We start from the raw sequence: 13399 nt of genomic DNA on the forward strand, positions 1-13399 counted from the left end.
CCAGGCCCCTCGCCAGAAAGGCAGCCAGCATGAGCATCGGTCTTGCTCTCCAGACGGCTCTGAGCGGCCTGCAGGCCAACCAGACCAAGTCGGCGATCCTGTCGCGCAACATCGCCAACGCCACCACGCCGGGCTATACCCGCAAGGAGGCGGTGCTGACCTCCGTGTCCATCGGCGGCGAGGGGCGCGGTGTCCAGATCAGCGACATCCGGCGCAATGTCGATGCCTCGCTGGCACGGGAGGTCAGGGTTCAGGCCTCGGCCATGGCCGCACAGTCGGCCCGGGCCAAGATTCTGTCCGTCTATACCCAGACCATCGGCCAGCCGCAGGAGGAACGCAGCTTCAGCGCCGCCCTGGCTGCCTTGGAGCGGGCCTTCCAAGGGCTGGAGGACCTGCCCGAGAGCACCACCCAGCAGCGGGCCGTCGTCGATGCGGCGGTCACCCTGGCCGACCGGCTGGTCGCCACCGATGCGGCGGTGGCCCAGGCGCGCCAGCAGGCCGATGCGGGCATCGGCGACGCGGTGGCCGGCATCAACGGCGCCCTGAAGCGGCTGGAGGAACTGAACCGCCAGGTGGCGGTGCGAACGGGCAGCGGCCAGGACACCTCCGAGCTGGAGGATGAGCGTGACCGCCTGCTGGATAGCCTGTCCGAGCAGATCGACATCCAGTATTTCACGCGCGATGCCAACGCCATCATCGTCATGACGACCGGCGGGGTGACGCTGCTGGACGACACGGCGCGGCAGATCGAATTCACCCGCACGCCGGTCATCGCCGCCGCTGCGACCTATCCCGGCGGCCTGTCCGGGCTGCGGGTGGACGGGGTGGATATCGCACCGGGCGGCGGCTATCCCAACCCCGTCCGCGGCGGCCGGCTGGAAGGCCTGTTTGCTGTGCGCGACCAGATCATGCCGGAAATGCAGCGCCAGGTCGATGAACTGGCACACAAGCTGGTCACCGGCTTCCAGAATGCCGACCCTTCCGTCACGCCGGGCACGCCGCCGACCCATACCGGCCTGTTCACGCTGGGCGGCGGCACAGGAAGCGTCACCGGCATGGCCGGGCTGATCGGGGTGAACAGCCTTGTCCGGCTGGACATGGGCGGCGATCCGTCCCTGGTCCGCACCGGCCTGCATGCCCCCGCCGGCAATGTGGGCGACACCACGCAGGTCCGCCGCTTCCTGGAGGTATTTTCCGCCAACGTCTCCTTCGACCCGCAGGCGGGGCTGATGACCAGCGGCACGATCAAGGATTTCGCCAATGCCGCCATCGGGCAGCAGCACACGGTAAGGGCCGCCGCGGAAAACAGCACACGGTCGCTGGACATCCAGCTGGAAACCGTGCGGGCCACACGCGAAGGGCGGGAGGGTGTGAACATCGATGAAGAGCTGCAGGAACTGATCGTCCTGGAACGCAGCTATGCCGCGAACGCCCAGATCATGCAGGCCGCCGCCCGCATGCTCGACAAGCTGTTGGAGATTTGATCCATGACGCTGAGCACCGTTTCCACCCTGTCCCTGGCCCGCCAGATCCGCAACAATGTGCGGCAGACCCAGACCGAGATGCAGACCCTTCAGCAGGAACTGTCCACCGGCCGCCGGATCGACGTGGCCGGCAGCCTGGGCAGCCGGGCCGCAGCCCTGCTGGACCTGCGCAACGTGCGCAACGAGATCGGCCAGTTCCAGACCGCCATGGCCGCCCAGGCGTCCCGCATGGCCACCATGCAGGACGCCCTTTCAGCCATGCGCGAGGCGACGACCAAGGTGCGCGACCTGGCGCTGGCGGCATCGGGCGGCGGATCGGAAACGACCATGTCGGTGATCGACGAGGCGGCGCGGGATGCGCTGCGCACCGTCACCAACATGCTGAACAGCTCTATGAGCGGCCGGTTCCTGTTCGGCGGCACGCGCTTCGACCAGACACCCATCCAGGCCGCGGACCAGCCGGCCCCGTCGGGCCTGTCACCCGACGGGGCCGTGCAGCAGGTCCTGGCCGGCTTCGGTCCCATCACCAGCGCCGCCGATGTCGATGCGCTGATCGACGGACCGAACGGGCTGACCGCCCTGTTCGATGACACGCGGGTCCCGGCGGCGGGCAATTTCTCCAACACCTTCTTCCATGGCTCCACCGACCCCGTGGTGGCGCGGGCCGAAGGGTCCGTCACCGTCACATACGGTGCCACGGCCGGCGATCCGGCCGTGCGCGACATGCTGAAAGGCCTGCACCTGCTGAACGCCATCCCGGCCGGCAGCGTGCCGGACGCGGCCTATCAGCGGGTGGCTGAGCGCGCCTGGGGCCTGATCAACAGCGCCACCCAGCAATTGACCGAGACGCAGAGCATCCTGGGGCTTGAGGAACAGACCATCACGCGCACGCAGGACAGGCTGGCCGTGGAACAGACCCTGGTATCCACCCAGATCGTCAGGCTGGAAGAGGCCGACCCCTACGAGGCCACCCTGCGTCTGGACGTGCTGCGCAACCAGTTGGAGGCGACCTTCGCCGTGACCAGCAACCTGGGCCGCCTGTCGCTGGTGAACTACCTATAAAGCTGTCATGCCATGTCCCGGTGATCGCAACCGATCACGGGCCTCAATCGCCGGCGCCCACATCCGTTGGCTTGTGTTTTCGAAATGTCAGTAAGATGTGTGATCGCCGGCCGGGGCATGCCCCGGCCGGCGATCCGTCCGGAAGACCGCTCCGTGGAAAGGTAGATCATACACCGTAGCCAAGCATGGTTCTCCGGTCGGCCCCTTCATTGACCCGAACAGTTGCTTGGGGTTGCAGCCCCGTACGTGCAAGGCAGGGAGTATGAAGATGGCACAACAGGACTCTATCATCGCCCTGGACGTCAGCAAGGCCCGTCTGGACGGGTTGGATGCCGAGACAGGAGAGGCTTTCCAAGTCGAGAATGCCGAGGCTGGTTACAGTCTCCTTCGGCGACGGTGTGGCAAGCGCGCCGTGCAGGTCGTCCTGGAAGCCAGTGGTGGCTATGAGCGGCCGGTCATGGAGGCTTTATCGAAAGCCGGCATTCCCGTCCGCCTCGTCGATCCTCGCAAGGTCCGGCATTTTGCCAGGGCGCATGGACGCTGGGCCAAGAATGACCGGCTGGATGCCCGGATGATCGCCGCCTATGCCCAGGCGATCCCCGGAGCCGCCTACCAACCCGATCCGGAACGGGAGGTCCTGGCGGAACTGGCCACCTACCGGCGCCAGTTGCTCGACGAGCAGACCATGGTCAGGAACCAGGCCCAGACCCTGGCGGATCCGGAACTGCGCCGCTTGGCCAAGCGGCGCCTGGATGCCATCGCCCTGCTGATCCTGCGCCTCGACAAGCGCATTGCCGAGCAGATCGCGGCATCCAAAACCTTGAAGGTCAACGACAACCTGCTCCAGTCCATTCCTGCTGTCGGGCCGGTGCTGGCGGCCACCCTGCTGGCCCATATGCCGGAGTTGGGCACACTGACACGACATCAGGTCGCCGCCCTGGCCGGCGTTGCCCCGATGGATAACCAGAGCGGCAAACGCGATGGCCCGCGCAGCATCTACGGTGGAAGGCCCGTTGTCCGAACCGTCCTTTACATGGCTGCCGTCGTCGCCAGTCGGCGAAATCCACCCTTGGCCGCCTTCTATAAAAAACTCATCGCCGCTGGAAAGAAGCCAAAGGTTGCCCTCGTTGCCATCATGCGAAAGATCGTCGTCCTCGCCAATGCCATCATCCGCGATCAGAGAACTTACGCCGCATGAAAACAGTTGCTTGGCTACGCCGCACGTGCGGCGCGGCGGCGGTCACCGCCCCTCTCCATACGGAACCCGCGATGAATGGTGCGAAACTGGCAACCCTGGCCGTTCTGGCCGGCATCCTGGGGGCCGGCGGCGGCTATGTCGCCGGCACCCTGCTGCCGCCTTCCCCGGACACGGCGACAGCAGCCGGGCCTGTGAAGGCCGCCGTGGCCCCACTGATCGTTCCCATCTGGCAGCAGGGGCGCATCACCGGCTTCGTTGCCATGGAACTGGCAGTGGATCTGGAGCCTGGCAGCGATCCGGGCCTGCTGCTGCCGGCGATCCGCGACCGGTTGCTGGGCGATCTCTATGAAATCGGGGCACAGGGTGGCATGCAGCCGGGCAGGGTCGATCCCGCACACCTGCAGGCCCTGCTGCTGCACGCCATCGCAGCCGCCTCTGGCGGACAGGCGCGCGGCATCACCGTGAACAAGCTGATTCTTCAGGAGAACCGCCGCCAGGGCACGTGATGCCCCGGCCCGCCGCACGACCAGCGGGGCGTCGGGGGCGGCATCGGCCGCCCCCCCGGCCTCAGGAGGCGGATACGATGTCGTAACGGCCAACCGTGGCGCCGTTTTCCAGTTCGAACAGGGTGTCCAGTTCCTCCCGCCGCACGCGGGCGACCTTGGAATTGTAGGTCACCTCGCTTTTCAGTGCGGCCCCCTTCTCATCGCGCGCATCGACGGCCAGGGTATAGGTGCCGTCGGCCACCATCGTGCCATCGGCCTTGACCCCGTCCCATGACAGTTCATGCGCGCCCGGTGTCGTCTGGGCGGCGAATGTGTGGACCAGATTGCCATCGCGGTCCAGCAGCCTCACATCCGCGCTGACGGTGCCGGCAGGCAGGATGTAGCGGGCATCCAACTGCCCCCCCTTCACCCCGACCTGGCTGCTGACGATTTCGACCGAGCGGCCGATATAGCTCATGTCGGCGCGGTCGCTGCCGATACGCAGTTCCCCCAGCACCTGGGCCAGCATGGTGTTGGAGGATACCTGCTGTTCCACCGAGGAGAACTGCGCCAGTTGCGTCACCCACTGCGTCGGATCGACGGGCTGGAGCGGGTCCTGGTTCGTCAATTGCGCGGTGAGCAGCCGCAGGAAGGATTGGGTGTCGGTGGTCAGGCGCGCCTGGGCCGCCTGGTTGGCGACGTTGCCGGTGCCGTCGACGCCGGAAACACTGGTCATGGGGATCACTCCTATATCTGGATATCGACGATGCTGTCGGAACGGATGACCGGTTGCGGCATCAGCGGATTGGCTGCCGGCTCCCCCTGACGGTCGCGGCCATAGGACCGGGCACCATGCCAGCCCTGTTCGGCCGCGGCCCATTGCCCACCCCCCTCGCGCAAGGAGAAATGCAGCCCGTCCGGCTGCACCTGCATGCCGCCTTGCTGCAGAGCCCGCTCGATCAGCCGCGCGTCGCGCAGCAGAAGATCCAGCGTGGCCGGCTTTTCCGCGGCGATCATGGCGCTGACGCGGCCATCTTGTATTTCAAGCCTGACCTCCACCCGCCCCAGATGGTCGGGATCGAGTTGAACCGTCAGGGTCCGCTGCCCATCGGCCACGGCCTGTTCGATCCGGCCCACCAGTTGCGGGCCCGGCATGGCGGGGTTCCCGGCCGGGCGGGGGCCGGCCATGGTCATGCCGCCCGCCAGGTCCCGCATCCCTGCCGGCACAAGAACGGCACCCGCCACGGCCGGCGGAGCGGGACCGTCGGCGGGCGTCGGGGCGGTTGACAAAGGCCCGGCGGGCAGCAACCCGCCTTCCGTCGCCGCGAAGGCCGTGCCCGGCCCCCCCATGGCGGGCGGAGCGGCGGGGGCCACAGGGCCGGGCGCCGGTGCGGCGGCTTGCATGGCGCCCCCGCCCGCCCCGTCCACACCTGCGCGGGCGCCGGCCCGGCCCGGCGTCGTGGCACGGCCCGGCGCCACGGCGGGCACGGGTTGTGAGGGGGAAGGAGGGGAAGTCCCCTGAACGGGCGGGACGGAACCCGGGCCCGCGGGCCCCATGGCCGCTTCCCCCTGTGCCGGTGCTACCGGTGCCGCCGGTGTGATTGCCGGCGCCGGCGCCTGGAAAGGTGCCTGCCCCTGCCCGGCCGGCGACGCCGCACCGGGAACGGCGGCAGCCATATCCATGGCAGCCGGCGATGGGGCACCGGCGGGCGGGATGGACGGGGCGGAAGACCCATCCCCATCGGCATCGCCCGGCGAACCAGCCATGGCCCCGACCGCCGCAGATGGCAGACCGGGCACGACGGCGGGGATGGACGGCGGCAGCGGCATGGCGGCAGGTGCCTGCGCCATGCCCGCCGCCATCTGCTGTGCTGCGGCCAGGGTGGCCGCATCGGCGCCCGCTTCCGGGGGGTGCCCGTCTGCCGGTCTGCCGGCCTTCTCCCCGCCGGATGCGCCGGAGGCAGCGGCAAGCACCAGCCCTTCCAGCAGCAGCCCGAAACCACGGTCTGCCGCAGACGGATCGCCCGTGGGACCAGCACCCGGCCGGGCCGGGCCGGCAGCACCCTCCGCCATGGGTGGGGTGGAAAGAAGGGAAGGAAGCTGCATGGGTGGCACCCCGAGAACGGTATCGGCCACCAGCTTACGCGCCGCTGTTTAAGTCCGGTTTTAAGTCGGGCGGGGCCCGGACATACGCTTATACCAGTCCCGGTGATCGCAACCGATCACCTGCCTCAATCGTCGGCGCCCACATCTGTGGGCGTGGGCACGCCGCATGTGCAACGCGGCGGCAGTCGCCGCCGTACCGGATCCCGGTGAGTTGCTCTCACCGGGATCCGGTATCAGACACCCACAGACCGCCACCAGCGCTCCCCCATATGGGGCGCGTCGATGGCCAGCCGTTCGCCCATCATGGGCGTGGCGACGGGAATGTCATGCCGGCCCGCGACATCCAGCACCTGTTCGAACGGATCGTCCCATTTATGCATTGCCAGGTCGAAGGTGCCGTTATGGATGGGCAGCAGCCAGCGCCCGCCCAGATCGCGGTGGGCCTGTACCGTCTCCTGCGGATGCATGTGGACATAGGGCCAGTGCTCGCAGAAGGCCCCCGTCTCCATCAACGTCAGGTCGAAGGGGCCAAACCGGCGGCCGATCTCCGCAAAGCCGTCGAAATAGCCGCTGTCGCCGCTGAAGAACAGCCGCAACGGCCCATCCTCGATGACCCAGGAAGACCAGAGCGTGCAGTTGCCCCCCGTCAGCGAGCGGCCGGAAAAATGCTGGGCCGGTGTCGCCGTCAGACGCAGCCCGCCGGCCTCAATATCCTGCCACCAGTCGAACTGCCGCACCTTGTCCCGCGGCACGCCCCACTTCACCAGAAGATCACCCACGCCCAGCGGGGCCAGGAACAGTTCCGCCCGGTCCGCCAGAGCCCGGACGGCCGACCGGTCCAGATGGTCGTAATGGTCATGGGACAGGATGACGCCCCGGATGGGCGGCAGGTCGCCCAGCCCGATGGGCGGTGCGTGGAAACGCTTGGGCCCCATGAACGGGATGGGGGACGCCCTTTCGCAGAAGACGGGGTCGGTCAGCCACCAGCCGCCGCGCAGTTTCATCAGCACCGTGGAATGGCCCAGGCGGTAAAGGCTGCGGTCCGGCGCCCCCGCCAGTTCCGCCGGTGTCAGGGGGCGGATGGGCACGGGTGCCGGCGGCACCGTTTCCGGCTGCTTGTTGAAGATGATATCCCATACCACCCTGGCATTCGGCGCCGGCATGTCCGGTGGGCGGGGAGTGATATTGCGGAAACGGCCATCGCTGGAACGCGGTGCGGCCGAATAGTCGCCGACAGGCTCCTTTACCAATCGCAATCGCGCCAAGGCGGGCATCCCATAGCCGTGGAAGGTGACACACAGCATCTGGGGCCGGGGGCCCGCCATTTCCATGCGGGCCGCCGATTTTTCCCCGCCGGCATCAAATGTCCACCGGCGGCATCGCATCCAGCACCCGTTCCGGGGTAAGCGGCAGGCTGTTCATCGCCCCGCCCCGTGGGCCCAGTGCGTGCTGCACCGCATTGGCAATGGCGGCGGGCACGGCGATGATGCCCGTCTCCCCCACACCTTTGGCGCCCAGCGGGGAAAAGGGGGTAGGCGTTTCGAAATGCAGCAGGTCGATGGCGGGCAGGTCGCTGGCCAGGGGCGGCAGGTAATCATGCAGGGACAGGGTCAGGGGCTGGCCTGCGCCGTCATAACGGATTTCCTCGAACAACGTCGCGCCCACGGCCTGGGCGACGCCGCCGCGCACCTGTCCATCGACGATGGCCGGGTTGATCTGCACACCGCAATCATGACCAAAGGTGATGCGCTCCACCCGCACCTTGCCCAGGTCGGGATCGACAGAGACCTCAACCGCGACGGAACCGTAGGAGATGGCAAGGGCCGGCGGGTCATAAGCCGCGCGATCCTCCAGCCCCGGTTCCAGGCCGGGCGGCACGTCGGCGCCGTAATAGGCCGCGCGGGCGATGGCGGCCATGGACAGGCGGCGCGTGGGTTCCCCCTCCACCTGCACCCCGGCCTGTGTCAGCACAACCCGGTCGGCTTCCACCCGCAGCAGATGCGCGCCCCAGCGGCGCACCCGCTCGGCCAGACGATCGGCGGCGAGGCGCACCGACATGCCCGCCACACCCGCCCCCCGGCTGCCGCCGCTGGCATAGGCGGTATAGGGGGCGGAGAGTGTGTCGCCATGGACGACGGACACATCCTCCACGGGCAGATGCAGACGGTCGGCACAAATCTGGGCCAGACTGGTCTCCACCCCCTGCCCCATGGGTGTCTGCCCGATCAACAGCCGGACATGGCCGCTGGGCTCCATCCGCACGACGGAGGTGTCGAACCCGCCATTGTTGACGCCGATCAGCTTGCAGACCGGCGAGGGACCGAAATTGGTCATCTCGATATAGCTGGCGATGCCGATGCCCACCACCCGGCCGTCAGGACGGGGGCCGGCGGCAGCCCTTTCCAGCGCCGCGACGTAGCCGAACCGCTCCAGGGTGGCCTCCAGCAGGCCGGCATAACAGCCGCTGTCCAGCAATACCCCGCTATGCAGCGCAAAGGGCATCCGGTCGGGCGCCACCATGTTGCGCCGGCGGATTTCCGCCGGGTCCAGACCCAGCCGCCGGGCGGCCATGTCCAGCAGCCTTTCCAGAGGGAAATTCGCCTCTGGCTGGCCATAGCCGCGATAGGCGCCCGTCGGCGTCTTGTTGGTGACCACGCCGCAGCTATGGATATCGACGGCGGGGACATGATAGGGGCCTGTCAGCACCGCCCCTGTCACCCAGGCCGTGCCGATGGAGGTGGCATAGGGGTCGGCCCCCTTGTCCAGCACGATATCGGCCTTCAGGGCCAGGAAACGGCCGTCGGCATCGAAGGCGACATCCAGATCGACACGCATATCCCGGCCATGGGGAGAGGCGATGAAGGCCTCCCGCCTCGTTTCCAGCCAGCGCACGGGCCGTTGCAGCCGAAGAGCCAGCAGGGCCAGCAGCGTCTCTTCGCCATGGATGCAGCCCTTCATGCCGAAGGCACCGCCAACGTCGGGGGCGATGACACGCACCCGGTGTTCCGGCAGGTCCAGACATTCGGCAATGCCGGCGCGCACCTGGTGGATGGACTGGGTGGAGGTCCAGACCGTCACGCCATCCCCGTCGGGCATGGCCGCCACCCCGCGCGGCTCCAGCGACAGTGCATGCACCCGCTGGGTCGTGAACCGCCCGCTCAGACGGTGCGTCGCCGCCGCGAAGCCTGCCCCGGCATCCCCTGCCGTCCAATGTTGCCGGCCGACGACATTGTCGGGCCAATGGTCGTAAAGCCGGGCGGCACCCGGCGCCATCGCCTGGTCAATCGTGACATGGACCGGCAGCCCATCGGTTTCCAGCACGACCAGGGCCGCCGCCGCCGCCGCCGCATCTGCATCGCGCGCCGCGACCACGGCATAAGGATGGCCGACATAGAGCAGCCGGTCGGTGGCCAGCGCCTTCAGATTGGAGTAGTTTTGCCCCGGCAGGTCCCATAGGGAGGGCTGCGGGCCGACCCCTGTCAGGTCGGCCCCCGTCAGCACGGCCACCACCCCGGGCACACGCCGGGCCGCCGTCGCATCGACCGACAGGATGGCGGCATGCGGCAGGGTGGATCGCAGAAGCAGCACCGTCAGCGCACCGGGCAAGGGGATGTCGGCCACATAGCGTCCCTTGCCCGTCACGAACCGGTCCAGCGTGCGGCGGGGCGCGGAACTGCCGACGGCACTTCCCGCGGGCATGCCCGATGGCAGGCTGACGGGCATGGGTGTGTCAGCCATCGGCCCGTCCCTCCCGGCGCGCCGCCAGCGCCTTCACGGCAGCGACGATCGGTTGATAGCCCGTGCAGCGGCAGAGGACGGCATCCAGGGTGCGGCGGATCACCGCTTCCTCTCCATGGTCCGCGATGGTGCGGTCGTCCAGGAACGCGCGGACAATGGCCAGCATGCCCGACGTGCAGAAGCCGCACTGCGCGGCATGGTGATCGACAAAGGCCTGCTGGATGGCCCGCAGACCAGGGTCATCGGCATAGGCTTCGACGGTTTCAACGACCGCCCCGTCCGCCTGCGCGGCCAGCGTCAGGCATGCCCGCACGGGCACGCTGTCCAGCAGGACCGTACAGGTGCCGCAGACCCCTTCGTTGCAGCCGATGCGCGTACCGGCAAGGTGCAGCCGCTCGCGCAGCATGTCGGCCAGGCTCATCCAGGGGGGAACGGTCAGGTTCCGGTCCTCACCATTCACCTTGAGCGACAGGGGCAGTTCAATGCTCATCCGGTCCTCGCTTGCTGGTAACAGCGCAGCAGCAGAGTGGGCGCGATACGGCGCCGATAGGCAGGCGACAGCGCATCGGGCAGAACGGGATGGCGGGCCATAACCCCGTCCAGGAACGATGCGGCCGATGCAGCGAGAGCAGCCGGGTCCGGGCAGGCCAGCGGCGCGCTACGCACCGGCCGGTCGGCCAGCCCGCCGACCGACAGCCGCACCGTCCCGTCACCCCCCAGCGCGCAAAGGGCCGACAGGACGGCCCGGCCCGTGGAATCACGGGCCATCATTTCCGCAAATCCCATGGGGCGGGGTGGCGGCAGCCAGGCCGACAGAATCACCTCCCCCGTCGCCAGCAGGGTCCGGAACGGTCCCGTGACGAAATCCGCGGCGGGGATTTCCCGCCGGCTGGTGGTGATCACCGCATCATGGGCGATCATGGCCAGCAGCACCTCCCCGCGCGGATCGGCCCAGGCCAGGTTGCCGCCGATGGTCGACCGGTTGCGCACCACATGGTTGCCGACATGCCCCAGCGCCGCAGCCAGCGCCGGATAGCGCTCCGCCACGGGGGAGGCCAGTACCGCCGACAGGCTGACCCCCGCCCCCAGCATGGCACCCGCAGCCGTCAGCACCACCTCTTTCAGGCACGCGATGCGGCCGATATCCACCAGCAGCCCCTGGCGGTCGCCACGCAGGGAAAGGGCCGGCAGCAAGCTGTGACCGCCGGCCAGGATCATGGCGCCGGGCTCCGCGGCCAGGATGGCGGTCAACGCCGCCATCGTTTGCGGCGCACGGTAGCCCTGCGCCGCCATCAACGGATGAACTCCGCCGACGGGTGAGCACGCGGGTAGGCGCGCATATAATCGAAGAAGCGCGACAGGGTCAGGTCGCTGCGGGTCAGGGTGCCCGGCTGCAGGTGGATGGTCTGCATGTTCATCAGATCATCCAGCACGACGCGCTGCTCCAGTTCTGCAATCTGCTCCAGAAAGGCGTCCACCTCCTCCGGCGTGCCCATGTCCTTGCGGGCGCAGACGGTGATGAACACGGTGGACCGTCCCGGCCGCACCAGGGCGAAGGGCGACACGAAGCCGAACCAGCGGCCGGCGAACACCGTGCTCTGGAAATACATGCTGGTGCCGACGATCCCGATGCGATGGCTGACCGGCTCCCCCGTTATGTGCGTTCCCTCGAAATTGTAGAACATGGAATGATCGGTCCATTCCACGGCCTCATGCGGGTTGTCGCCATTGATCTCGATCCCGTGCAGATAGCGGATATGCTGCATGTCCGGGGTGTTGGCGCAGAGGACCCAGGGGTCCACGGGCACCACTTCGCCGAAGATCTTGGTCTTGAACACCAGATCTTCCTCCGGATAATCGAAATCGGGAAGCTGGTAATGCGGCTCCAGCCCGTTGAACGCCCAGACGATCCCGTATTTCTCGCAGACCGGAAACTTGAAAAGCCGGGCGGCACCGGGGATCGGGTCCTTGCTGGGCATGCCGTTGCAACGTCCGTCGGCGCCGTATTTCCAGTGATGGAACACGCAGCGCACACTGCCATCCACCATGTCACCGATGGACAGATCGGCGCCCAGATGCGGGCAATAGGCGCTCATGACATGCGCCTGGCCCTGCTTGTCGCGGAACACGATGACCCGGCCGTCCAGGAAATCGAAGCCGCGGACGAAATCGGCCGTCGCGGCGCTGGACATGCAGATCGGGTACCAGCTCTGGGTGAAGGTCCCGCCCTCTCCCTCGAACGGCACAGCCTTGCCCAGGGGGCGGCGGAAGGTCTCGCGGGCCTGGCCGGCGTCGGGGGTGAAGCGCTGGTCGGGGGACATGGGGCAGCCTCCAAGAATGATGTGCAAGGGGGTATCGTTGAGGGAAACGATCGCCGCGACCGGCCGCGCTGCATAGCCGCCCGATGGAACAGGTCCCGCAGCGTCCCGGCTGCCGCACCCCGGGGTCATGCGGCACCGGGGCGCCGGAAGGGCCCCGTTCGAAAGGATAGGTGCTTTCGCCGTTCGGACGGATGGGCGGCACGGGGCCCTGTCGACGACAGTGGCGAACGACATCCGCACCCCGAACAGGAGCCCCAAGGAATGCACAAGTCGTTTCTCTTCATCGTGTCGTCGCACGGCGTGCTGGGCAGCAGCGGCAACAAGACCGGCAGTTGGATGGAGGAACTGGCCGCCCCCTACTGGCGGTTCATCGATGCCGGCTATCGCGTCACCATCGCCTCGCCCAAGGGCGGTGCCGCCCCGATCGACCCGATGAGCGTGGAAGATGCCTGGATCAGCGAGGCCGGCCGGCGTTTCCGCGATGATCCCGAGGCCCAGGCGGCCATCACCGGCACCGTGCCGCTGGACCAGATCGATCCCGCCGCCTTCGACGGGCTGTTCATGGTGGGCGGGGCCGCCACCACCTGGGACTTCCCGCACAATGCCGCGCTGAAGAAGCTGGTGGAGGATTATTTCCCGCAATCCAAGGTCATCGCCGGCGTCTGCCATGGCGTGATCGGCCTGATCCAGGCAACGGACCCTCACGGGGAACCCCTGGTGAAGAACCGGCAGGTGACGGCCATCAGCAATGCGGAAGATGTGATGATGGGCCTGGACAAGATCGTCCCCGTCCTGCCGGAAGAGATGCTGCGCAAGCTGCGCGGGATCTATACCGCCGCCGCACCGCTGGCCCCCCATGTCGTCTGCGACCCGCCCTTCTTCACGGGCCAGAACCCGGCCTCCGCCGATCCGCTCGCCGTGGCCATCCTGGACCATCTGCGCCGCAAGGCACCGGCGGCCTGACGCCTCTGTGCAGACGCCCTGCTCCGCACCCTTCCCCGCCGC

The 13399-nt window shown here is 68.0% G+C and carries 12 protein-coding genes; 5 read left to right on the forward strand and 7 right to left on the reverse strand.

From position 1 onward, the window contains the following. Positions 1-29 precede the first annotated feature (29 nt). From flgK to ABC728_RS11550, 4 genes are all read left to right on the forward strand, one after another. Positions 30-1484, forward strand: coding sequence for a flagellar hook-associated protein FlgK (gene flgK, locus ABC728_RS11535; protein ID WP_416621125.1), 1455 nt, complete (start codon positions 30-32; stop codon positions 1482-1484). 3 nt (positions 1485-1487) lie between these two features. Beyond that, positions 1488-2546 (forward strand): flagellin N-terminal helical domain-containing protein, encoded by a 1059-nt coding sequence (locus ABC728_RS11540; RefSeq protein ID WP_416621126.1) that lies wholly within the window; start codon positions 1488-1490, stop codon positions 2544-2546. 262 nt (positions 2547-2808) lie between these two features. Then, on the forward strand, positions 2809-3744 hold the full coding sequence (locus ABC728_RS11545; protein ID WP_445376291.1) for an IS110 family transposase: 936 nt from the start codon (positions 2809-2811) through the stop codon (positions 3742-3744). Between the two features lie 71 nt (positions 3745-3815). Then, complete coding sequence (locus ABC728_RS11550) at positions 3816-4250, forward strand: hypothetical protein (RefSeq protein WP_445376546.1); 435 nt, start codon at positions 3816-3818, stop codon at positions 4248-4250. Positions 4251-4311: 61 nt separating this feature from the next. On the opposite strand, the gene ABC728_RS11555 is transcribed toward ABC728_RS11550, so the two are convergent. The 7 genes from ABC728_RS11555 to ABC728_RS11585 all read right to left on the reverse strand — a co-directional run bounded on the left by ABC728_RS11555 (position 4312) and on the right by ABC728_RS11585 (position 12394). Beyond that, complete coding sequence (locus ABC728_RS11555; protein WP_416618267.1) at positions 4312-4965, reverse strand: flagellar hook assembly protein FlgD; 654 nt, start codon at positions 4963-4965, stop codon at positions 4312-4314. A gap of 11 nt (positions 4966-4976) precedes the next feature. Continuing rightward, positions 4977-6335, reverse strand: a complete 1359-nt coding sequence (locus ABC728_RS11560; protein ID WP_416618266.1) for a flagellar hook-length control protein FliK — start codon at positions 6333-6335, stop codon at positions 4977-4979. Between the two features lie 233 nt (positions 6336-6568). After that, complete coding sequence (locus tag ABC728_RS11565; RefSeq protein ID WP_416618265.1) at positions 6569-7600, reverse strand: MBL fold metallo-hydrolase; 1032 nt, start codon at positions 7598-7600, stop codon at positions 6569-6571. Positions 7601-7694: 94 nt separating this feature from the next. After that, positions 7695-10073 carry a xanthine dehydrogenase family protein molybdopterin-binding subunit gene (locus ABC728_RS11570; RefSeq protein ID WP_416618264.1) on the reverse strand — a complete coding sequence of 793 codons (2379 nt, stop codon included), beginning with the start codon at positions 10071-10073 and terminating at the stop codon, positions 7695-7697. Then, positions 10066-10563 (reverse strand): (2Fe-2S)-binding protein, encoded by a 498-nt coding sequence (locus tag ABC728_RS11575; protein ID WP_416618263.1) that lies wholly within the window; start codon positions 10561-10563, stop codon positions 10066-10068. The genes ABC728_RS11570 and ABC728_RS11575 overlap by 8 nt, the downstream gene beginning before the upstream one ends. After that, complete coding sequence (locus tag ABC728_RS11580) at positions 10560-11366, reverse strand: FAD binding domain-containing protein (protein ID WP_416618262.1); 807 nt, start codon at positions 11364-11366, stop codon at positions 10560-10562. Before ABC728_RS11580 ends, ABC728_RS11575 begins: the two co-directional genes overlap by 4 nt. After that, the gene (locus ABC728_RS11585; RefSeq protein WP_416618261.1) at positions 11366-12394 is read right to left on the reverse strand and encodes an aromatic ring-hydroxylating oxygenase subunit alpha; all 1029 of its coding nucleotides are present in this window, start codon (positions 12392-12394) and stop codon (positions 11366-11368) included. The genes ABC728_RS11580 and ABC728_RS11585 overlap by 1 nt, the downstream gene beginning before the upstream one ends. 261 nt (positions 12395-12655) lie before the next feature. Between ABC728_RS11585 and ABC728_RS11590 the strand changes: the two genes are divergently transcribed. Next, the gene (locus ABC728_RS11590) at positions 12656-13357 is read left to right on the forward strand and encodes a type 1 glutamine amidotransferase domain-containing protein (RefSeq protein ID WP_416618260.1); all 702 of its coding nucleotides are present in this window, start codon (positions 12656-12658) and stop codon (positions 13355-13357) included. The last annotated feature ends 42 nt before the right edge of the window (positions 13358-13399 follow it).

Source organism: Niveispirillum fermenti, from assembly GCF_052474395.1.